At 40.1% G+C, this 23250-nt stretch carries 18 protein-coding genes; 4 read left to right on the top strand and 14 right to left on the bottom strand.

What is annotated here, in order from left to right; translation table 11 throughout:
- Positions 1-93: 93 nt before the first annotated feature.
- A complete protein-coding gene (locus QE382_RS07985; protein ID WP_307185412.1) occupies positions 94-870 on the top strand; it encodes an SDR family oxidoreductase in 777 nt (258 codons plus the stop codon).
- Positions 871-983: 113 nt separating this feature from the next.
- Here QE382_RS07985 and QE382_RS07980 read toward each other — a convergent pair whose 3' ends face one another.
- A complete protein-coding gene (locus QE382_RS07980; RefSeq protein ID WP_307185411.1) occupies positions 984-1655 on the bottom strand; it encodes a DUF6766 family protein in 672 nt (223 codons plus the stop codon).
- A 334-nt stretch (positions 1656-1989) separates the two neighbouring features.
- Between QE382_RS07980 and QE382_RS07975 the strand changes: the two genes are divergently transcribed.
- Entirely contained in the window at positions 1990-2556 is a 567-nt protein-coding gene (locus QE382_RS07975; protein WP_307185410.1) for a fasciclin domain-containing protein, read from the top strand.
- Between the two features lie 86 nt (positions 2557-2642).
- Here QE382_RS07975 and QE382_RS07970 read toward each other — a convergent pair whose 3' ends face one another.
- Together QE382_RS07970 and QE382_RS07965 are read right to left on the bottom strand one after the other, a co-directional pair.
- Positions 2643-2882, bottom strand: coding sequence for a cyclic nucleotide-binding domain-containing protein (locus QE382_RS07970; RefSeq protein WP_307185409.1), 240 nt, complete (start codon positions 2880-2882; stop codon positions 2643-2645).
- Positions 2883-3023: 141 nt separating this feature from the next.
- On the bottom strand, positions 3024-3263 hold the full coding sequence (locus QE382_RS07965) for a hypothetical protein (protein WP_307185408.1): 240 nt from the start codon (positions 3261-3263) through the stop codon (positions 3024-3026).
- A gap of 186 nt (positions 3264-3449) precedes the next feature.
- Between QE382_RS07965 and QE382_RS07960 the strand changes: the two genes are divergently transcribed.
- Positions 3450-3983 (top strand): AAA family ATPase, encoded by a 534-nt coding sequence (locus QE382_RS07960; RefSeq protein ID WP_307185407.1) that lies wholly within the window; start codon positions 3450-3452, stop codon positions 3981-3983.
- A gap of 178 nt (positions 3984-4161) precedes the next feature.
- Here QE382_RS07960 and QE382_RS07955 read toward each other — a convergent pair whose 3' ends face one another.
- The 9 genes from QE382_RS07955 to QE382_RS07915 form a co-directional block, all read right to left on the bottom strand.
- Positions 4162-7101: a M16 family metallopeptidase gene (locus tag QE382_RS07955; protein WP_307185406.1), complete on the bottom strand. Its 2940-nt coding sequence runs from the start codon at positions 7099-7101 to the stop codon at positions 4162-4164.
- A 423-nt stretch (positions 7102-7524) separates the two neighbouring features.
- On the bottom strand, positions 7525-8685 hold the full coding sequence (locus QE382_RS07950; RefSeq protein ID WP_307185405.1) for a TlpA disulfide reductase family protein: 1161 nt from the start codon (positions 8683-8685) through the stop codon (positions 7525-7527).
- 218 nt (positions 8686-8903) lie between these two features.
- The gene (locus tag QE382_RS07945; RefSeq protein ID WP_307185404.1) at positions 8904-10400 is read right to left on the bottom strand and encodes a TlpA family protein disulfide reductase; all 1497 of its coding nucleotides are present in this window, start codon (positions 10398-10400) and stop codon (positions 8904-8906) included.
- Positions 10401-10404: 4 nt separating this feature from the next.
- Positions 10405-11841, bottom strand: coding sequence for a PKD-like family lipoprotein (locus QE382_RS07940; RefSeq protein ID WP_307185403.1), 1437 nt, complete (start codon positions 11839-11841; stop codon positions 10405-10407).
- Between the two features lie 11 nt (positions 11842-11852).
- Positions 11853-12566 (bottom strand): DUF4843 domain-containing protein, encoded by a 714-nt coding sequence (locus QE382_RS07935; protein WP_307185402.1) that lies wholly within the window; start codon positions 12564-12566, stop codon positions 11853-11855.
- A 4-nt stretch (positions 12567-12570) separates the two neighbouring features.
- A complete protein-coding gene (locus QE382_RS07930; RefSeq protein WP_307185401.1) occupies positions 12571-13995 on the bottom strand; it encodes a RagB/SusD family nutrient uptake outer membrane protein in 1425 nt (474 codons plus the stop codon).
- 12 nt (positions 13996-14007) lie between these two features.
- Positions 14008-17316: a SusC/RagA family TonB-linked outer membrane protein gene (locus QE382_RS07925; RefSeq protein ID WP_307185400.1), complete on the bottom strand. Its 3309-nt coding sequence runs from the start codon at positions 17314-17316 to the stop codon at positions 14008-14010.
- A 94-nt stretch (positions 17317-17410) separates the two neighbouring features.
- Complete coding sequence (locus QE382_RS07920) at positions 17411-18640, bottom strand: FecR family protein (RefSeq protein WP_307185399.1); 1230 nt, start codon at positions 18638-18640, stop codon at positions 17411-17413.
- A 93-nt stretch (positions 18641-18733) separates the two neighbouring features.
- The gene (locus tag QE382_RS07915; protein ID WP_307185398.1) at positions 18734-19333 is read right to left on the bottom strand and encodes an RNA polymerase sigma factor; all 600 of its coding nucleotides are present in this window, start codon (positions 19331-19333) and stop codon (positions 18734-18736) included.
- Positions 19334-19821: 488 nt separating this feature from the next.
- On the opposite strand from QE382_RS07915, the gene QE382_RS07910 reads away from it, so the two are divergent.
- Complete coding sequence (locus tag QE382_RS07910) at positions 19822-20535, top strand: DUF3667 domain-containing protein (protein ID WP_293884857.1); 714 nt, start codon at positions 19822-19824, stop codon at positions 20533-20535.
- Between the two features lie 325 nt (positions 20536-20860).
- Here QE382_RS07910 and QE382_RS07905 read toward each other — a convergent pair whose 3' ends face one another.
- Both QE382_RS07905 and QE382_RS07900 read right to left on the bottom strand, forming a co-directional pair.
- Positions 20861-21922 carry a glycoside hydrolase family 76 protein gene (locus QE382_RS07905; RefSeq protein WP_307185397.1) on the bottom strand — a complete coding sequence of 354 codons (1062 nt, stop codon included), beginning with the start codon at positions 21920-21922 and terminating at the stop codon, positions 20861-20863.
- 192 nt (positions 21923-22114) lie between these two features.
- The gene (locus QE382_RS07900; RefSeq protein ID WP_307185396.1) at positions 22115-23239 is read right to left on the bottom strand and encodes a glycoside hydrolase family 76 protein; all 1125 of its coding nucleotides are present in this window, start codon (positions 23237-23239) and stop codon (positions 22115-22117) included.
- Positions 23240-23250 lie beyond the last annotated feature (11 nt).

The raw sequence follows: 23250 nt of genomic DNA, 5'->3' as shown, positions 1-23250 counted from the left end.
GAACAAATACGCCTTAAAAGCTTGTATCAAACGAATTTAGATAAGCAAACGTTCCCCTGATGCGGTTGAAAATAAATAGTCACTAATTATAAAATGATGATAAAAGATCAAACAAATTATGAAAATTCTGTCCTGCCACAATGGATAAAGAATAAAAATATATTAATAACCGGTGGTACGACAGGTATTGGACGTGCAACGGCATTATTGCTTGCTTCAATGGGAAATCATGTTTTCATATGCGGTCATCACCAACGCCAGTTGGAGGACACGCTGGAAGATTTCAATAAGATTACATGTACTGGCTCGTTAAACGGCATTGTTGTGGACTTGGCTACAGAAGATGGAATAAAGGCTCTCTTTCAGGAGTTTGACCGTATGTATGATCAGTTGGATGTATTGATAAACAATGCCGCCGTCGCTTATCAATCGGTTAACGAGGGAACCTATTCAGACCAGGCCTATTTATTACGTATTAATGTTCTTGCCTATCTGAGCTGTTCACAAGCGGCCCTGTACAGGATGGAACCCCACGGATCAGGGCATATCGTTAATGTAGGCTCGATGAGTGCAGATGTCCGAGAGGCACAGAGTTCCGTTTATGTCTGTTCAAAAGGCGGTATTCAAGCATTTACCGAATCTTTGCGCAAAGAAGTTAATCCGAAGGGTATACAGGTTTCCCTTATTGAACCGGGATCAGTTGGAACCGATATGCAGCCTTATCCACCCGAAGAGCAGCGTGAAAAAATCGGAGCGATGGAAATGTTATATGCCGAAGACATAGCTCGATCTATCGCCTTTATCGTATCACAGCCACTCCGCTGTTCGGTCGTCAGTATGCAAGTTAAACCATTGTTACAAATTATATGAGTAGTGGTAAAACCTTTTCAAAACTTAATTTGGATAACTTATGTGTTGCTCACGTCATGTTTTATGAAGTGTTGCGTCCACTACTTAAATGAAAGTTTTGGTATTGCAAACACTTAACCTTTACCCGTTTCCGTATGCGCAGCATCTACTGGCTTTGATTCTGGCGATCCCTTTTGACGAAGAAAGATCGTCAACAATACAATAGATGCAACCGATAAGAATTCACTTTGCCAGTTTTGAAAAGTTTCAAACCAGAACTGCGGCTCTGCGATAAAATCAATTAAACTTTTTTCAGCTCTGCCACGAAGGGATTCCTGAAGATTAGCGTCGTTAAAACTACCGTACAGATGACCGGCCCAACTCAACATGAATAGGATTATAAAGGCAATTGAAAGGGAATGCTGGTAAAGCGTTAAACGCCAACCACCTTTTCTTACTGGACCAGGTGCCCCTTCACGTCCCGGGTCGGGCATCCGATCGACTTGTTCAGGTTTTTCTGGATCTTTTGATTCCGCTGATCCCACCTGTCGAAGTGAAATCGTAAGCATCACATAAAGTGCCATCTGTAAAAATTCACTTTGGAAATTCTCACATGTTGCTGAGAAAAAATGACCAGTTTCCAAATAAGCAAAAAATCCAATTTCTTGGCCTCCCAATTCTTTTAACTCGTCGTTATGCTCTCTCCATCCAAAAAAAGCTTGGGCGCCGAACGCTAAAAAAAATAAAGCAATAAAAACGATGGACAGGCTGTTCCTGTAGAAAAAACTCTGTTTTTTATTCTTCATAACTGTACTTTAAGGACTGAGTAATATCGTTTTGATTATCTTCTCACAATCTCTGATGTTTTGTTTAGATGCATCTATTATTTACTATGCCATGCAAAATGGTTATCATCACATAAACACCAGCAAATTCATAAAGGTTTGAATTATTGGGAATAGCTATGGTTGTCCAGTTTAGTATGCTAATTCGATTACCTAGTTAAAAAAATCAGAGCTAAGAAGAGTGTTCTTTTGCTACGTATTGTTTTAAATTTTATCGATCACCGCAATCCAAACTTTCCGTTTTGTCGTAAATGATCGTATAAAAGTTTTAAACCACATATAAAAAATAAAGATCATGAAAATGAAATCAATCTTATGGGCGGCTGCCACAGCAGCAACATTATTGGGAAGCACTTATATGAGCCACGCTCAAACAAAGGAAAAAACTGTTACGGTAGGTGGTGCACCGATGTATCCTTCCAAAAACATTATTGAGAATGCAGTCAATTCTAAAGATCACACAACGTTGGTTACTGCAGTAAAGGCTGCAGGCCTTGTGGAAACCTTACAGGGACCAGGTCCTTTTACAGTTTTGGCTCCTACGAATGATGCTTTTGCTAAAGTACCCAAAGAGGCTCTAAATAATTTAATGCTGCCAGAAAACAAGGCGCAATTAACTTCAATATTGACCTATCACGTGATTCCTGGGAAATGGAACGCGCCACAGATCGTTCAAGCAATTAAGGATGGCAAAGGAACTTATGTAACCAAATCAGTCCAAGGTGGCAACCTTACTTTTTGGATGAAAGGGAAAGACGTATATGTAAAAGACGCAAAAGGTAATAGCGCAAAAGTAACGGTTGCTGACGTCAATCAATCGAATGGGGTAATCCATGTGATAGATGCTGTATTGATGCCTTAAATAGGATGTGCTCAGTAGAGTAGGGTAAACGAAAAGAAGGAGCAACGGTATCATTGTTCCTTCTATTCGTATACATCATTCGATGTTTACAATTTAGTTAAATCCCCTTCTTTGCTAAACCAAGAAGTAACTTCTTTTCCATCGCGTATCGTGTAGGCCCTGGCGATTCCGTTCTCTACAAAGTAAATATTTTTATCACTTCTGTCTGGCTGTATCAGCATGGTCTTTTTGGGTACATTCAGTTCTTTTAAACCACTGATCAGTAATGCTAAAGACTCATCTCTTACATCAAAATGCTTACGTATAGATGCGATGATATTATCCATGGAAGGCTATTTTCAATTCTTGGTAAACGACAAAGCTAAGGAAAAGAAAGCTATAAAACCTTTTAAAATTTTGCACCTCTAGCTTAGGCAATATGGGCATATCGCGAGATTAAAATCAGGAATAACTTTTATTATAAAAATCTAGGGCTTTACTTCTTTGTATATCGGCTGAAATTCTCGATGCCATTTCTCCAATTTATTATTCTTGAACCGAAATAAATAGAATTCATCATCAAAAGGAATATTTCTGTAAGAAATTACTTCTATGGTATCTTTGTCACTTGCCTCCTTCTGAGAAATTGAATAGGATGGCCCAAGAATAGTAACAACCTGTACTTTAGACATTCCAAGTTCAAGCTGCTCCATCTTCGATTTTCTCATCGTGGCAATTCGGGTACCAGAACATGATGATAAAAGGATGGTTAAAAGAGTTAAAACGGTTATAAAATTAGTATTCATAGGTCTAATTTAAGAAATAAAATCATTAGATTGATGGCAAAATACTTGAATAATGCCGCAATGTTCTTCGACAGCGTATAATATGAAATAAAAATCCAATCGACATTTATGAACCTATATATTATCACAGGTGGCCCCGGTGTTGGCAAAACAACATTAGTTGACTATCTTCATACAAAGGGATTTTTAATTGTTCCTGAATCTGCTCGAGCCATCATTAGAGATCAAGTGGGTAAAAATGGTGATGGTGTCCCCTGGAAAAACAAATATATCTATGCACAACTGATGTTTAAGGAATCGCTACAAGCTTATAATCAAATTTTTAATGTTACTTGCGATAAAACCGTCTTTTTTGATCGTGGATTGGCAGATACGTTGTGCTACATGAAAATGGAAAATATACCTATAACTGATGACCAAATTAAAACTGTAAAGGATACAATTTATAATAGAAAGGTTTTCATATTACCACCATGGGCTGAAATTTATGAAACCGATATGGAGCGAAAGCAAAGCTGGGAAGAGTCCGTTAATACCTATCGTAATATGAAAGAAACGTATATAAATCTGGGATATGAGGTAATCACTGTACCGATCGGTTCTGTCGAGAGCAGATATGATTTTGTTTTAAATCATTTATAACTATGTTGCACTAGTTATAAGGAACTGCGGCATCTAATCGTTTCAATCTTGGGCTTTGAGTTGGCAACGTAACTATTTTAGCTGGTCATAACATAGTGCTGATGAAGATAAATAAAGGGGCCATTCCAAAGAATGTGCCCCAATAAACATTAAACATTAAACATTTTTTTTACCTGGATTAATATCCAAATATTTCATCAAGAGTTAACTTTTTGACATTTCCCAATCCAGACATCATGTCTCCATTTAAGTCCTTTTCATCCCCTACAATACAGTAGACATAAGGTTTACGACTGATATTTTCGATATGAAATGATTTGAGATCTGAAAATGTCAGCTGAGGAAGCTTCTCAAAAATTATTTTTCGAGAGTCCTCTGTAAGTCCACGTCTTTGTGCGGCTAAATAGCTTGAAAGAATTCCTGCCCCACTAATTCGTTCACTTGCCAATGATTTCAGCAAATTGGTACGAATTGATTCTACGCCAATTTTCGATTCCGGCAGCTCATTCAAAAGTTCATTCATACCACCAACTGCATCTTTAAACTTATCGGATTGCGTGCCTATATACGCCCCCACCATACCGTGATTTTCCTTTTTCTGAGACTGTCCATAGTAAGCATAAGTAGTATAGGCCAAAGCTTTGGACTCCCGTAGCGTCTGAAAAACAATACTTCCCATACCGCCTCCAAAATAACCGTTGAAGAAGGCCACTGTGGGTATTTGGTTTTTATCAAACAATCCTGAATTACGGATCCAGAAAACTTCTGCCTGCTTCATCGCATACTGCGCAAACAAAACTTTATTATCGCTTGTTGGCTTTTCCGCAAATTTCATCCCTTTCTTAATCGCATAGTAAGGCAAATCATGATGTTTTAAAGGCTTCAGGTTTTTTACCAGATCAGTCACCCTGTGCGGACCATAGTATAATATGCGATGTTTAGCGTTCGCCAGATTATGTAAGACAGCTACGAGGTCAGATGCCTTCAGCTCATCTAGTTCCTGGTCGGTGTAGGTATAATTAAATGGGTTTTTGCCGCCATAACGTGCATAAGCTTTTAATCCTTCCATGATGGCCGCCTTATTCTCCTTGGCATTAGCCCGCGACTTTTTGACGCGTTCAATATAAGATTTGAATGCTTGCTCATCGACTACACAATTGTGCATAAGGTCTTGCAACAAGTCTACGGTTGCTGCGAAATTACTATTTAGCCCGGAAACAGAAACACTACTTTCCTCATTTCCTGAAGAGACTGAAAAGTCTGATGCCAATTTGTAAAATGCCTTACTAAAGTCTTCGCTACTCTTATCTTTGGTGCCCAAAAACTCTAAATATCCCACTGCAAGGCCTAATAATTTATTGTCCCAGCTTCCAAAATCAAAATGATAGGTAAGGCTAAACAACTCATTATTTTTATTTTGAACGGCCAACACTTCTAGATCTTTCAATTTAGCTGTTGACATATCTTTTGAGAAATCAATCCATTTAGGTTTGATATCCTGCTCAGGCATCGCGTTGATCTGCTTCAAAAAGGCAGATTCAACATTTCGGTTAACAGTAATTGGTGTAATGGTCGGTTTGACTACTTTATCCACTTTGCTATCCTGCCCTTTTTGTTTATAGACAGCAACATAGTTGACATCAGACAAATACTTATTAGCGAAACGTATGATATCTTCTTTTGTAATTTTTGATAAACGATCGGTATATCCCAATTCTTTTGCCCAATCAACCTCCGATGTGAAGCCTGACATGAGTTGCTCAGCAGTGCTGGTATAATTATCAAATAACTTGATCTGCGCTTTCTTTTCATTATTCACGATAGAGGTCAACAGATCATCTGAAAATTGGCCTTTTCGTAATTTGTCGAGCTCACTCAGCAATAGGCTCTTCACATCATCAAGGCTCTGACCTGAACTTGGATTCCCTTGAAGAATCAACATGGAATAATCTTTCAATACATAGGGAAATGCACCTGCACCCAATAACTTTTGCGATTTAACCAGATTCAAATCAATCAATCCTGCGGAGCCATTGGTAAGCACGTTGGCCATAAGATTCAGAATTTGTGCGTCAGGATCGGCAGCCCCTGGAAAACGGAACCCCAGAAGCAGATATTCTGCTGTCGGTCCCATGACAGTTCTAGTAATGGGACTCGTAATAGCCTGTTCCTTATCAAAAGTGTAGGCCGGAACAGCTTTGGGTTTCATGGAGGAAAATGCCTTGTCAATACGTTGAACAACCTCGGTGGGATTAAAATCACCGGACATAATCACCCCCATGTTATTAGGCACATAATACGTATTGTAATATTCGCGTATTGCTTTTAGTGAAGGGTTTTTAAGATGTTCTACAGAACCTAAAACAGTTTGTTTACCATAATTATTTTTTGGAAACATGGCTGCAAAAATAGTTTCAATAGATTTTCTATTGTCGTTATCCAAACTGATATTTTTCTCTTCGTAAACCGATTCCAGTTCAGTATGGAATAAACGCAGTATGGGATTCCTGAAGCGCTCGGCCTGAACTGTCAAATATTTATCGAGCACATTATTAGGAATGTCTTCCACGTATACTGTCTGTTCAAAAGATGTAAACGCATTGGTCCCCTTGGAGCCCATACTACTCATCAGCTTGTCGTACTCATTAGGAATCGCATATTTAGATGCCTCACCGGATACGCGATCAATTTCTTTATAAATCGCCGCCCGTTCATTAGCATCTGTTGTATGATTATACTTTTCATACAGATTGTCAACCTGATCCAACAGTGGTTTTTCTTTCGACCAATCGAGACTACCAAACTTATCGGTACCTTTAAATAGCATATGCTCGAGATAATGCGCCAATCCGGTATGATCTTTAGGATCTGTTTTACTTCCAGCCTTGGTAGCAATGTATGTCTGAATACGGGGCTGTTTGTTATTGACGCTGAGGATAACAGTGAGACCATTTTTTAATGTGTAAAAACGGGTGCGAATAGGGTCGTTAGTCACATACTTATAAGTATATCCACCCTCTGTGGAATCTTTCCATACATATTTGCCTACCTGGGCCTGGATGCCGGTAGTAATGAACAATAGCGAAATGAAGGCTATCGTTTTAAATTTTCGATTCATAACTGGAAGTAATTTTTTAATTGACAACTTAAGGCTACTATCTATACAAGATTATTTACAGCAATAATCGAAAAAAACAACATTAAACACAACGACGAGTTGGCATTACAAGAAAAAGAAGTTAAAACAAGAAAATAGACAAGAAAATAAACAGAAAAGGCATAAAATATATGTTTACCGCAGCAGTTTTTTCAGTTTGGCTACCCTACCAAAGCACAGAACTCACAGAAAATCAATAGATAAACCGATATTCACACAATACAATATGATCTTTGTATTAAATTCGAGATGAAAAACAAGCAACTAACTTACGACAAATTTATCTTGAAATAAAAATTATCCAAAACTCTGCTTGAGCAGAGTTTTGAAGCTGTTGACGAAGTTCAAAAGGCCTTTATCAACAATAAAAAGTAATTAGAAAAATTATTTGATGTTTCCGAATACACGCTCCAGTTCTTTATGAAGATTGTCACCTCGAAGCCCGGATGCTATTATTTTCCCAGAAGGATCGATCAAGAAGTTCGCGGGTATTGCCTTGATCAAATACGATCGACTGGCAGAATTCTCCCAGCCTTTTAAATCCGAAACTTGCGTCCAAGGGAGCTGGTCTTGTTCTACCGCTTTTAGCCACGCTTCTCGCTTATCATCAACAGAAACAGACAACACCTCCAAGCCCTTTTTATGAAAATCATTGTATGCTTTTACAACATGTGGATTTTCGGCGCGACATGGTACACACCAACTTGCCCAAAAATCAACAAATACGTACTTTCCTCGGTAATCGGAAAGGCGTACGAGCTTTCCATCTTTGTCAGGCTGTACGAAATCAATGGCCATGGTTCCCGGAGCTATTTTCAGACGGCTACGTTGTTCATTAATGTCGGCGTAGATGGTCCGTGCAAGGAAAGATGAACGGAGAACCGAATCCATTTGGCCCAGTTCAGCTTCAAACTTATCCAATCCAGCTTCATCCGGAGGAATAATCATGCTCTTGTATCGCAGCGTCGCAAAACTGTGCGGATTTGCCGCTATCCAATCGTTGATCTCTTTTGTATAAAGTTCCAGCGCGCTCCTATTTGCACTTGTTAAAGCTTGCATCTGAGCGGTATCACGCCGTTTTTCGGCTTCCAAATAAGCTTCCCTAATTTTGTCTCTTCCGGATCGTTTCATAGCTCCATCAAACAGATCCTCATTTTCTTCATGTACCTTAGAACCGGTAATTTTTAAATTTTTCACATATTCATGAGCAGACTTGTCCCAAGTTGCACGCAAGTTAATCTTAGCATTCTCTAAAAATAATTTCATCGTAGCCGGATATTTCCGTCCCGGTACATTGATGTAAATATTTACCATACAAGGCTCGTCTACCCTGCCTCTGAATGTAAACTTTCCGTCCTTCATCAGTACTGAATCGGTATGGAACTCCTGATCTCTGACTATGGAGGAAAGATAAACATATTGCTTTCCCTGAGGCATACTATCAATTTGACCATGAATGATATAATGCTCTTTTTTTTCCTTTTGAGCAAAACCCAAAAAGGGGCACAAAAGTACGATCTGGATTAATATTATCTTTATTTTCATATATGTATTATTAATGATGAGGTTATCTATTATTATTTTTTACTTCCAATTTTCAGTCGCTGGCTCGATTTTCGAAAAAAAATATTGCCAGCCGGACAACATTCTATGTAGCTAAATAGTGCCTAATGTAGTTTCTCCTTCTGATTGGAAGGGCAAAAGCTGTCGATAGTTAATACAAAATAGAGTCCCCTAAAGGATTTTTAGAAGACTCTATTTAATTAACTCTTTCGCGCAAACTCAATCATGGCAGAAAGTTCCTTCACCGCGGTCGCCTCGTCGCCAGAAAAGCCTGATGTTTCGAACCGGATACGTCCCTGTGGATCGATGATTATCTTTGTTGGAATTCCGTCTACTTTGTAGGCTTGCGCTACAGCACTCTCCTTCGTTGATGGATCACGCAGATCCATCAACACTTCGAAATTGTATTTATTGTCAATGACATACTTCTTGGCATTGACCGTAGCATCCCCCCCACCTCGTTCCCAAGTGTGCAAGAACAAAAAGCGAACGTTTTTATCGTCTTTGTATTGATCTACCGCTTTCTGCATAGCTGGAAAGGATGCCTTGCATGGACCGCACCAAGTAGCCCAAAAATCGAGCACGACGACTTTTCCACGTAAATCAGCCAGTCGCACAGTTTTACCGTCTAAATCCTTCAATTCAAAGTCGGGTGCGTCTTTTGATACTAGTTTTTTCATCATTTCGGCTTCAGCATTCGCTATTTTGGTTTTGTCTAACGCAGCTTGATATTCCTCATATCCCTCCGACGATCCTTTTCTTTCGACGTATCCTTTTTGCAACAGATCGACAGTTACAACGCCAGTATGACCTTTGATATACTGTTCTTCGAGATACGGAAGCGCATCTGCATATTTTTTGTTGGCCAGTAGGGCATTTAAATAGGCTCCATCCATAATCTCCAGATTACCCTGCTCCGTCGACGGTTTGAGCATCAACTCTTGCCTCACGGCTGCAACGAGTTGTAAGCTTTCGGCTGCTCTTTCCGCTCTTCCTAAAGCATCGGCATAGCTACTAAGCAAAATATAATATGCCTGCTCTCCTCGACGACGGCGTTCCTTTCGGATCTGCTCGGTATCTCCCAACTCTGGTTTGGAAAGATCGGATCTATGGTAGGCAAGACCATCCTCGAGGTATGGTAGGGCGGCTTGGGGGTTACTCCTGCTCAAAATTTGCGCACAGTTGGATAAAACCCATGCTTTATCCAAATGGTTGCCGTTTCGGTCCAAAGCTCTATCCGCATAAGACGTAGCATATTGGATCATCTTTTCAACATTCCCTTCGGCAGCATAGGCATTGGCCATGTTGTACATATCAAAACTTACAGGAGCATTGGGATACTCCTTCAAAAGCGCTTGAAATTGAAAGTCGCGTTCGGCAAGCGACTTAATGCTATTAATTTCTTTTAACTTCTCCTGAATTGAAAGTTGACCGTTCGGAAAATCTCGCATAACTGCCTGCTGAACCGCGTCTATCTTTTCTTCATTTTTCTGTCCATAGTAATACCAGTACGCCACCATTCTGTCGGCTTCTTCTTTACTTCGCTCCAATTTTTTTAAAGCTGACTGCAATGCTTTGGTATCTTTTATCTCCGTTAAAGCAGCCAGGCGTTCCTGAAGCGTAACTGCTTTTTTATTCTGTGCCTGTGCTGTACACAACAGTGCAACTAGACCTAGTATAATGCTGATTTTTTTCATGATTTTATTTATAACTTATATGGACAATATGGCCAAGATTGCCAAAAACCTTTTTTGGGGTTCCATCAACAAATTGACCTAAATCGTTTATATCAAAAAGGTTAAGGGCGCCAGTAGTACCATCCAAGGTCGCTACGGCAAGCGTTCTACTTGTTTTTTGCTTAATCTCGATGTCTGTAATCGTTTGAGAGCCTGGAAAACTATAGAGTAACTCGGCGGTATTAGCCACTATATTGTATAGATAAATTTTGTTACCTACCGCATAATACATATGCTGAAATAAGCCAGATGCCGCAAACAGTTTCGCCTTGCTAAACTCAGGACAGCGACTATCCAGAACTTTCTGGAACAAACTTGGATCCGAATTATTTATCCCCGTCACATAACGTCCTTCGTTGTCCTCCAATACAAAATAAAACACACCAGAACTATAACTAGTCCTTCCTTTCTCGGCAGCTATCATAGTCTTGCCTACATTTGACATATCCATTATGCTCAAAGTTGTGTTTGAACTATTGGCTGCAGGAGTTATTTCCCGCCCGAAATATGGAATCTCCATAAATCGCTTATACTTGTTGTCGTAAAAGAAAGTTTTTCGGGCGTTTGAAGAAATAACGGCAGGAAACAAGTCGTAATCTCCACCAAGGCCAGGTGTATAAGGCTTTAATATATCGTCGGGGTAAAAACTTCCCATACCAACATGAATTTCACCTTTATTAATGAAATACTGATCTATACCACCTAACCCACTATCCCAAGCTATTCGATCATAACCACTTGGAGACATAAAAACTTCCTGACTTTTGCCCGTCAATTTAAATGTATTTGGATCAAAGCGAAATATTTCTGTTCCAGTAAAGCTGGCTATCGATGCGTATTTGGCCTTATAAGGTATTTGGGTGTAAAACGTCGCCTTTAAGTTTTCTGGAAAGGATAGGTTATTTGCCTGTCCTACCGGATCCGGATAAACCACATCGTCAGCCCGAATAAATGTAAGTTTGCCCTTGCCGCCTTGATTATGAGAAACCAGCCAACCTTCATAAAAAGCACCATTTACATTCAAAAACAGCTGCTTGTTAAATTCCAGACCGTTATCAAGATCGGTTACCGTATATTGAATATTATACTGCTGGGGTGGCAAATTAATGATGGTATCCAAATCCTTTTTATCCGACAATATGTAGATGGCTTCGTTGGTCATTGCTTTCCAGCGATAGGTGTACCGCCCCATTTTCCCCGGTGGCACAGTTAGTGTAACCGGGATATGTATTTTTTCCAGTTGTACCACATCGTATTCGCTCTTGTCCATCAGAATTTTCACTTCACCAATTGGTGTTATATCAAAATCCTGTTCAAACGAGGAGCAGCCCTGCATAAGTAAAGCTATCAGACCAAGTCTTAAGTAGCCTATAGTATATTTTAAAAATCTATTTCCTATCATTGTGTGCTGAATTAAAAAGTTACGCGTTGCCCAAACTCATCGATCAAAGGGCCGTTCGTCGTTTCGTATTTTGCTAAAGCATTGCGTAGAATTACGGGATAAGTATACGATCCATAGGCCCCTATAGCATCATACGAAAAATCGGAGATTCCTAATACGCTAATCATAAAACGTATACGGGTTGCAGAAAAAGAGCCGAAGTAGTATTCCGCATCGTCCCAGTAAACTGGTCTTTCAGGCTTGTTAGACACCCAGATCTTGTACGAATTAATGGCTTTAGTACCATCGATAACCTGTCCAGTACCACCCGGTAAGAAATCGTCGGAGGCTACGACTTCGGCCACGATTCGTAAAGCTTGCGCTTCCATTTTCGGGGTATTGATCAATATGATCGGATAGTTTATGGTAATGGAATCTGCTGGAAGTATTACCTCCGGAAAAAGAAAATCTTCCCCCAATACAGCTGTGGTACCAGCACCTGGTTTAACTTTAATCGCCCTAGCGCTATCGTGCGTTCTGCCCTGTATACGCATTTTGAGGTAAATGGTATCCCGCTCTTTTTTCACCGGGTCAAAAGCAAAAGTGTAACTGGTCGAATCAACATCATACTCACCGATAAAGAATGAAATACGCTCTTCGCCCTCGAACAAGATTGTATCCTGTCTTTTACAGGCCATCAATGCGAACAGTAGTCCAGCAAAAATAAAATATTGTATTGTTTTCATAGGCTTATTGATAAGTAGGATTATACTCCAATTCCACGTCAGGAACAGGCAATTTATAAATAGATAGTGGGACATCAGATGACATAAAAGGCATACGCGTGATTGCTTTTCTCTTCAAATAGAAAAAATATTGTCCTTCGGCATAAAACTCTTTATGATATTCCTTCTGAATTTCGTTCTGTAGCTGTGTATCGGTAACCGACCCGTCTTCTGGTAGCTTATTTACTGCCCTGGCAGAGCGTACGTTGTTCAATTCAACCGCCCCAGATGCCGGACTAGTTGCAGCTTCTGCCAATATATAGTACATTTCCGACAGACGTATAAGTGGTATCAGTTGATCGCGTCGCTGAGACGAGGTCAATCCTTCTCCCGTCACAGGTGTATAAGTCTGCCAAAACTTGGAAGGAAACAATATACTCTGATCTTGTTCGAATAAGTAGAGCCTACGGACATCGGTGGTCGAATTCTCATACAAGGTGTTTATATTGGCCAAAGTACGTGTGAGGCCCCTTCCTGAACTTATATAGAATCTGAAATATTGTTGTGTCCAATTAAGAATATCCCTTGAGCGTAGAGCGAATACAAGCTCCGACATGAACAACCTGTCTTTCGATCCGGCCGCTGCACTAACTGCGGTATTGGAGACAAATTGAAACTTCGCGCCATCGACTACTTCCTGAGCAGCTTTAGCTGCGGCAGGTTTGTCTCCCATATACATGTAAACACGAGCCTCTAATCCTTTGACCCCATAATAATTTAATCGGATACGACGGGTATTCAGGTCGGTATCATCCTCAAAAACCGGGTCGACGGATTTAAGTAGAGCTGCTGCTTCTGCAATATCGCTTAATACCAATTTGCATACCTGCTCCGATGTCCCGGGCACATTGGCAAAAGCATCCACCTTCGTCTCGTAGGGAATAGCCTTTTGTCCTTTTCCAACTTGATAGTCGGGACCAAACAAACGGAAAAGATCAAAGTGGATATAAGCCCGTAACGCCAACGCTTCCCCACGGATCAAATTATATCCTTTTGAAGAAAGAACAGATTTGTTAGAAGTTGACTTTTCGATAATTTTATTCAGCCCTGCAATAGCATTATACGAGCTGCTCCAAACTTCACTAAGGATATTTCTGACCTCGTCGCTGTTGTAATTATACGAACGTGTCTCATAATAAGGTGCTGTCGAACTGGATTGGGTATAATTTTGTGCCAAGGCTGATACAAAACCCAGGGAGAGCCGGTCTCCATACATGCTCTGCTTACTGAGTTGGGAGTATACCCCTACTAAAGCCTGTTCAAACCCTATTTCAGAAGCAAACATCTGTTCCTCAGCAACGGAGGATTTAGGTTCAACATCCAGATACTTGCTGCATCTGGAGAGAGACAAAATAGTCGTTAATGCTAGTAAAAATACATATATTTTCATAATCTCTTCTATTTAGAAACTCGCGCGAAGCGATAGTGAATAATTGCGGGCGAATGGGTTGTCCGTACCCCTTTCGAGCTGGACAGAACTCCACCATATCGGATCATTTGTCAATGCTGTAATAGAAAGGGAATTGAAACCCAATCTTTTTAGAAATGCCTTGCCATAAAAATTATACCCTAAAGATGCAGAGGTCAGTTTCAGGTTATTGTCATCCTGAACGAACCGTGAGGTAGCTTTCGTAGTATTGGGTGTAGCCACGATACGTTTGTAGAGAGACACATCCCCCGGCTTGGACCATCCCAGTTCGTAGGCACGTCGGTCTACATTTTGCGCAATATCCACATTCTCGACCCGGTCTACCAAGGTATAGTTATAGAGTTTCCCACCAAATTGATAGTTAAAGATTAAATTCAGCTCAAACCCTTTATAGATCAGATTAGATCCAAAGTTACCGTTCCATTTCGGCTGCTGTATCCCCACCGGAACCTTGTCTTTAATATCCCAATCGTAAGTAGTCGTCCCATCTTTTTTTAAAAACATTTCAGTACCTGTGGCAGGATCAATTCCTAGGGAGCGCACCGCAAATATTGTATTCATAGACTGGCCCTCTTCCAACAGTACATTCGGGTAAATCTGACCCGAATTTGCCGTATTCAGATCTTCATTAGCCGTCTTCAACTTGTTGGACAATTTCTTAAGTATGTTTTTATTCGTGAATCCATTTACATTGACCGACCACATTACACCCTTTGCCTTTTGATTGATAATGGCATATCGCGCAGAGAATTCCATACCGGTATTCCGTAGCTCGCCAAGATTTTCCGAATAGCTGCTAAAACCGGTCGAAGGGGCCAGTGTAACCGAAGTTAAAGCATTCTTCGTATCGTCTCTGTAAACCTCCATTCGAAGATCTAAACGTTGGTTCAGCAACGATGCATCCATTCCAATATTTAACTTATAGACACTTTGCCAACTCAGGTCGTAATTCCCTAAATTATTCAGTATAGCTCCGAGCTGGTCGTAATAGGAAGAACCGACACCGAAACTGTACCTAAATTGAGCACCATATGCTGGAATGTTCAGCGATCCGGTGCTTCCGTAATTTGCCCTTAGGCGGAGTTTGTTAATAATGGGGCTATCTTTGAAAAAACGCTCATTATGAATATTCCATCCTAAACCCGCAGACCAGAATGTACCAAAGCGTCTGTCTGTGCCAAATTGAGAAGAACCGTCCCGACGTACCGAAAGGTCCATGAGATAACGGTTGTCATAGCTATAGTTACCTGAATATACTAGACCGATATTGCGTGTCGTACTTTCATCGCCCGTGGGTCGGCCATTCATCTGGTATTGATTGGCAAACAGCAAATTGTCCAGACGGTCGTACGGAAATCCTTCTGCTACAATCTGGTAAAATTCGCTTGTAGCATTTTTAGCATTGAACCCCAGCATCGAAAAGATCTGACTTTTTCCGAATTGCACATTATAATTGGCCGTGGTCAAACTTTCATAACCAAAAGACTTCCCTGTCCGGGCGGTATAGGATCCGCGGCGACTTGGCTCGGCAATAGAGGCAAACCTGGAATCCTGTGCAGAATAAAACTGATCAGCATCATCGTGCTGCTTTGTAATACTGAAATTAGACTCCACAAATAATCCAGGAATAATATTATATCGCACAGAGAAATTATTGGTCACACCAAAGTATGCCGATTTATTGACAGAATGTAAGGTCGTATTGTATAAAGGGTTTATCGTCGTATAAGGTTCGTATGATTCGTGATAATAAACTTGTTCTAGCAATAATGGAATATTTCCTTCAGCATCATACGGTGAAAAATAGGGATTAGCTTTCACATAATCGCTAAAATTTCCGTAGGGAGAAACATTGGCCTTATTTTGGAACACACGCAGGGAGTTCATAAAGCGGAACTTATCGACATTGTAACTCAGGTCGACCTGCCCACTGTAATTATCCCTATCCTGTCCCTTCATTACTCCCTCTTGCATATCAGCAGTGAACTGCAATCCATAGCGAAAGATTTCATCACCTCCCTGAACACGTAAGGAAGAACGGTTACTACGCCCAATCTGAGTTGGAATTTTCAACCAGTCAGTGTCTACACCTTCCAGAATATTTTTAAGATGTGAATTGTACAGTACATCTTTGCCCAATTGACCGATGTTGAAGGTGCTGGTGTAAAAGCCTGCACGCTTTTCGAAATCCAGCTTTTCCCTGGCATTTAACAGATTGTAAACACCCAATTCAGGTGCGGCTATTCTAAAATCGTTTGTAAAGGTTACCTGTACTTTCCCTGCCGCTGGAGGTATTGTGGTAATGACCATGACACCGTTGGCCCCCCTAGAACCGTATATAGCGGTAGCGGACGCATCTTTCAGCAGTGTGATCGACTTGATCAGATTCATATCGAGATCAACGACACGCTGCAGGTTGACCTGAAATCCATCCAATATAAAAAGAGGTTCATTTGGATTGTTGGAAAGCTCGCCACTGAGGTTCGGAAACGAGTTCTGTCCGCGCATCTGTACGTCTGGAAGGCGATTTATATCCCCACCGAATTGATTACTGGCCACCATTCTAAAGGCTGGATCTATAGCCGATATTGCAGCTAGTACCGAATTGGTATTAATTTTTTTTATTTCCTCACCACTAACGGTTGTAGTGGCTCCGGTAAAACTTTCGGCAGAACGGTTGAATATACCTGTCACGACGACTTCATCCAGCTCCTGGAGGGTGGGCGATAAATGAATGACATAACTGGTCGCCGATGTTAGCGGCACTGTCTTCTTTTTAAATCCTAAATAAGAGACATCCAGCGCTTTGGCATATTCAGGTACTTGGATTATAAACTTTCCATTTAGATCTGTGTTAGCCTTAATTGCCTTATCGGTAAAAGTGAGCGAAACACCGGCCATCTCACGATCTGTGTCTTCGCGGTGTACTACTCCGCTGATTCTGCGCATCTTGGCCTTCTGCTCATCCATCAAAATGATACTGTTATTTTTAAATACATATACTACACCCGATCGAACATTAAAATATTTGTCCAGCACTTGATAGAGCGGTTCATCTTTAAAATTTGCATCAATTCTTTGGAAATGATTGATTTTGGAAGTTAGCGATACAAAATCAAGTCCGCTTTGCTTCCGAAGTTCATTAAGAAGTTCATCTACCGTAATGCCCTTCTTTTGAATCGTTATCTTTGGTTGTTGTCCAAAGACATTGGTCACGAAAATAAAGCTGCAAAAAAACAACAGGCAGCATCTATGTCTAGTGTTACTAAAAAATTTTTTCATAAATAGTATAAGTAAAGACTGGTTAGCTCTTTATAGTTTAGGGTTAAAAATTATTGGTTTTTAAAACCATAATTTTTTATTTACTTGGTAAGTGTCAATCTGTCAAGATAACCTCCTTTCCACGGAATTCGTATTTAACATCATAGGTTTGGGCCAACATATCCAGTACTTCTTTTAGACTCTTATTTCGGGATATTTGAGCAAGTAATTTTTTTGTTTCTTTATTTTTTCGATAGGTAAACTTTATACCATACCATCGTTCCAATTCCAGGCAGACTTCATCTAGCGGGGTATTGTCGAAATAAAACACATTATTTCTCCAAGCCGAACTCTGCTCCATATCTGCAGCAGATATGACAAAGTGCTGATCCACCTCAATTTGTTTTGATGGCTCTAGGTGCAAAGGGACTGCTGTGAGTCCCGACACCTGAATAGAGCCTTCATACAAGGTAGTTACGCTTTGCTTCTCATTGTGGAATGCCCTGATGTTGAACTGTGTGCCCAACACCTGAACAATATGCTCCTTCTTAAGCCGATTACCGAGCACGTGTACGTTAAACTTTCTATTCTGCGATTTAGCAACATCAAAATAGGCTTCTCCAGATAAATACAAATCCATATCTTTATGCGGGGTATTAATAGGGTATCGCAACGCTGTGCCTGAATTAAGCAATACCGTGGTACCATCAATCAACCTAACAGAAAAACGTTTACCATAAGGCACTTTGATCGTATGGTATATCGTAGTACCAGCCATGATGTGGGAGGCGCTATCTTCGAGTGTATAGCTAATCTTGTTATCGCTATGGATTATATGTATAGATTTCTCGGCATTGGCAAGTGCTGCAGAGTCCCGACCCAATAAATTTACACTCCTGTCCTGAGAGAGAAGCAACTGAATTTCATCGCCAAGTTCTTCCGAAGTAGCCTCTAGAGTTTTATCTTTCAAAATCTCGTTTACCTTGTGTCCTAAATTTAACTTAGTAATAGCAGGCGGCAAAGCATCCCTGAAAAAGTATAACGGAATCATTAAAAACACGCATACAGCAGCAGCATACTTCACAAACTGCAATACAGCACTATTTTTGCGAATAGGTGTTATCGGAGCCTCTTTAGCCATCTGCCGTACTATCGCTGTCCAAACAGAATCCGACGGCTCTAACCTGATCTGCTCTTGCTGAAATGCAGCAACAATCTTTTCTTCAACCTTCTCATTGTCTGTATATTTCAATACTCGCATCAACACTTTTCGCTCTTCGGCAGTCGCTGTACGATCCAAACAACGTTGTATCAACAAGTCTATATAGCTATCATTATCAATCATAGGGCATATATAATTGGGGACCGGAAAATTTCAAAACCTGAATCCCTTTATTACTATGACTTTCGCAGAGCTCCTTTTGGGGGGGAGAATAATTTATTTTTTTTGCAAATAGAAAAAAATGAGCGCTAATGGGAGGTCATTTAGCATTTCGGTCATTGTGGATCTTATTTTTTTAACAGACTCATCCAGATTCCATTTAACAGTTTCGGCCGAGACGTCAAGTATCTTTGCAACTTCTTTACGAGAAAGGCCTTCGATCTTCACCAGTTGGTAAGTGATCCGTTGTTTCGGAGATAGGCACTGTATGGCCTGTTCAAATGCTTTTTCCAACTCCTGGTATTCGATATCATTATAGGTCTTGGGGGTGGCGAAGATATCGTGTAGGATAAGGTCGAAAGGCTCTTGTGACGGACTCATTTTCTTAATCTTTGTCAGAAATACATTTTTTGCTACACGATAGATCCATGCATCAAAATTATCGACTTCGATGAGTTTATTCCTATAGTTCCAAAGTCGAATAAAAGTATCCTGCAGGACTTCCTCAGCCATGAATTCGTCGTCACTCAGGTTAAAAATAGTAGAATAGATAGGAGTTTTGTAATCTTCAAAAATAGTACGAAAGGCCTGTTCATCTCCATTAGAAACACGAAGTAATAGTTCGGCAATTTCGTCGATAGGGATGTGACTTTTCATAGGTATTAGATCCTAACTTTGTTTGTAAACCAGTCGTGATAGAAGCACTTGCTCCCCTCTACTGTGCCTACAAATATATAAATAGATTTTTTAAGATGAGCTATGCTACAGTATTCCCCAATAGTTATTTAAAAACAAAAGCTTATGAAATTATTAGCAATCAAAGAAATCTTGACTTCCTTGGAGAACATGGCATCCTTACGGTAATTAGTGATTCTAAGAAAAAACTTTCATAAGTAACTCTAAAACTACACTCAGGTGTAGTTCAATTTAGTATAAACTCCAATATTTTTGATGGATATAACAACCGACACCAAATGAAACGCGCAAAATAAATAAATACCAAACAAGATGCTCTTCCTATTAATCTGTCTACTTTTAAACCGTATTAATTTTTTTTTGCAATGTTTTACTTTAGTAATACGGAAACTCTTGCACGTCTACTAAATACATCTCGCCAGCTCAATTAACTCAAAAATCACTGATATATGAACTGTAAAAACTGCGGAACTACCATTGCTTCAAAATTTTGCCCAGACTGCGGACAGCCAGCGGTTCTCAAAAGAATAGACGCACATTACATTACTCATGAAATTGAGCATGTACTTCATTTTGAAAGGGGTATATTATATACGATCAAAGAACTTATTATCACTCCCGGCCAAAATGTAAAAAAATACATTTCGGAAAATCGAAGTCGGCTAGTCAAACCGATTATATTCATTATTGTGACTTCGTTGATATACTCCATTATCACGCACTTCTTCCATCTTGAAGACAAATATGTCCATTACAACGAAGCTAAGCCATCCACTACAGGAGTACTGTTTGCGTGGGTACAGGGGCATTATGGTTATGCAAACCTCATTATGGGTGTATTTATTGCGGCATGGATTCAGCTATTTTTTAAAAAGTATAATTATAACTTTTTTGAAATATTAATCTTACTATGCTTTGTCATGGGAATGGGCATGCTCATTTATGCCGTATTTTCCATTTTGCAAGGTGTCACTCATATGCGTATTGCTAATGTTGGCGGCATTGTAGGGATCGTATATTGCTCTTGGGCAATAGGACAATTCTTCGACGCTAAAAAGGCAGGAAATTACTTTAAAGCACTGGCTGCATATGTTTTAGGATTAATCACATTTTCAGTAATGGTTCTTCTACTGGGTTTAACCATTGATTACATGATCGGTTAAACTGAGGTATAACTATTGTGACAACTATTGGCCGGTGGGTTATTGTTAACAAAGGGTTAGCTTACACTCCGTGGCTTACCTTAATATTTGATTTACTTGCTTATTTAATGGTATTATTCAGCGGATATTTGGAGAAAAAGGTGGCTAAAAAGTAGGTGTAAAAAAACTTTGGTGTAGCGTATGTTTTCAGTTTGTCCGTTTAGATAGTAACGGACAAACTGGACAGCACCCAATCAAAACGTTGCTGTTTAGCCACTAAGTATACAAATGAGGTAAATATGTCTATGTCGGTGTTAACATAGGTAAATGATGATATTAAGCTTGACTAATACCCTAGCTGCGCTAAACGTCCATACATTTCCACAAAAGCGCATTGATCCAATAGCCACTTAGACGTTTGCTTCTTCTCTAAAGTCCAATCAACATCAAACAGTCCGTATTGATCCCTCATTTTGTACCAAGCCCTGTCAAGGTTTTTAGCGAAAATGTCAAGATAGGTTCTATTAGCATCCTGTTCAAATAAACTAACATACCCTCGCATCATTACGGCATGGAACCATAAATTACTATTCCTTAATATTGGGAAATTTTCCCCATCCCTAGTTTGGAAAAAATAGCTTAAACAGGATTTTGCTAGAACCTGTGCATCAAGGAGATACTTTTTTTCTTTAGTCAGCTTATATAACAATGCCGCTGCTTGCAACATCTGTCCGGAATTATAGGAATATTTGGCTTTACCTATATTTCCATTGAGCTGAATATTATCCCAATACAGGTTATCCCTTGGATCTTGCAGTCCTGCTTTCGTCCACTCATACAGACGTCGCCCCTCATTGAGATATTCTTTGTCTTTTGTTGCCTCAAACAGTTTGAGTGCAAATACTGCTGCAGGAGCGTTCGAACAGGTGTTTTTAGACTCTTTCTTCTGCTCGCACCAATAGATTCCACCGCCAAGCTTTTCATCTTCACCACTTTTCACAAAAGTCCAGATCTCTTCTGCATGCTTTAAGTAATCAATCTTTTTTGTCTGCACATAGCTATCGGTAAAATCGATTCCGAGCCAAACGTTGTCATCATAAAACCGGTCTGATGCCGGAGCAGAATTGATATAGGACGCATAACCAACAGGCTCCCTGGAATGATCCCTATATTCCATTAATCCCGGCAGCACGCGCTGGTCCAGGATCTTTTGATAAAGAGCTTTGTTCTTCGGGAGCTCCATCAATGTATTTACAGCGGAAAAGCTTCCCGAGAATGGCCATAGGTAGGCATATTTCTTTTGCCCGGCTGCCTGTTCGGGATTATCAAGATAGTCTGCTTTAAAGCTTTCGTCATATGGAAATTTCTCCGTCAACAGCTGGTTGTTCGCATTTCCAATATTTAGCATAAATAACAGTTAAAGTCTCTTGGGCTCTTTCAGCAGACTGTCCTTTGCTGCGCTGTGCATTGCTGGTAAGATAGCATAAGCCTGACAGTAATACAGTGGTCGTTATTTTAGTAATTTGTTTCATCTGCATATAATTCTTTAAGAAGCCCTCGGAACCTGTTGGATCACGAAGGCTTCTTTGTATTCGTTCAATTATTTTAATTTATTTTGATAGCTTGCTAATCCTTCAAAGAGCATGGCTGCACTTGTATAGGCCGTAATTTCACTGTTGCCAATCGGTGGCTGCGCCCAGGATGGGCCAAAGAACAACGTCGGTAGACTCGTTCCCTTAGTCCAGGCAATTTTACCATTATTGACCAAAAACTTCTCAAACTTACTGCGGTAGGCTGCATCAATTCCTTCCTGATTTAAATAGTCTACGAAATATCGTATAAATATTCCCTTAAACAATGCGCCGTCGCCATTTCCCTCGTCGCGCAAGATATTATTCCCGCCATCGATACAACGTGTGATCGTGTAATAACTAATTTTTTGCGCATCAACTAGATAAAGCTGGTCATTCGTAATCTTAAAAAGCTCAACCGCGCTACCAAGGAACGTTCCCTGATTATACGTAAGGGTCGTCATATCCACATTACCTGTCTGACCATTAATATTATCATAAACAGCACCTGTTGACGGATTATACAAGGTTGCCTTTTGCCATTCGTAGATCTTCTTTGCCCAGGTCAGGTAGTTTTCATCTTTTGTCAAACGATATAATCTAGCTGCCAGAATGCTAGCTGGCCCATTCGAGCAAGCATTTTTGCTATAGCGCATATCTTTCTTCCAAGCCAATCCGCCGCCTGCATATTGCTCATCCCATGCACCGGTAATATCTTTCCATAAAAGTGATACCGTATCGAGATATTTTTGCTCCTTGGTAATTTCATATAAGCGCAATATGGTCAATGCATTCCATTCCATATCATCATAGAATACATTATAATAAGTATTGCCATTTTTGATCTTCACACCTTCAAACCATTTGCTGAAATAGGCACTATACTTGGCATCTTTCGTCCGTAGATAAGCATCGATAACAACATCCATGGCATGTGCGTTGGGCCAATATTGAAATCCCAGATCGGATTGATTGATCGCATTGTTAAAATACCCGGACTCATTCCAGAACCCTGCAATCATCTTATCGGAAACCTGTGTTGCAATAGCTGTCCAGCTTTCCTGTACAGAGTCTTCATACGGGTAGCTGTCCTCAATCTTGGTGCATCCAAAGAGTAGAAACACTATGGATGACAGTATAATCATTTTATTCATCGGGTCTCCTC

Origin of the sequence: Sphingobacterium zeae (assembly GCF_030818895.1) — a bacterium.
Classification (GTDB): domain Bacteria; phylum Bacteroidota; class Bacteroidia; order Sphingobacteriales; family Sphingobacteriaceae; genus Sphingobacterium; species Sphingobacterium zeae.
The sequence above is the reverse complement of the archived record's forward strand: the minus strand, read 5'-3'. Positions and strand labels throughout refer to the sequence as shown.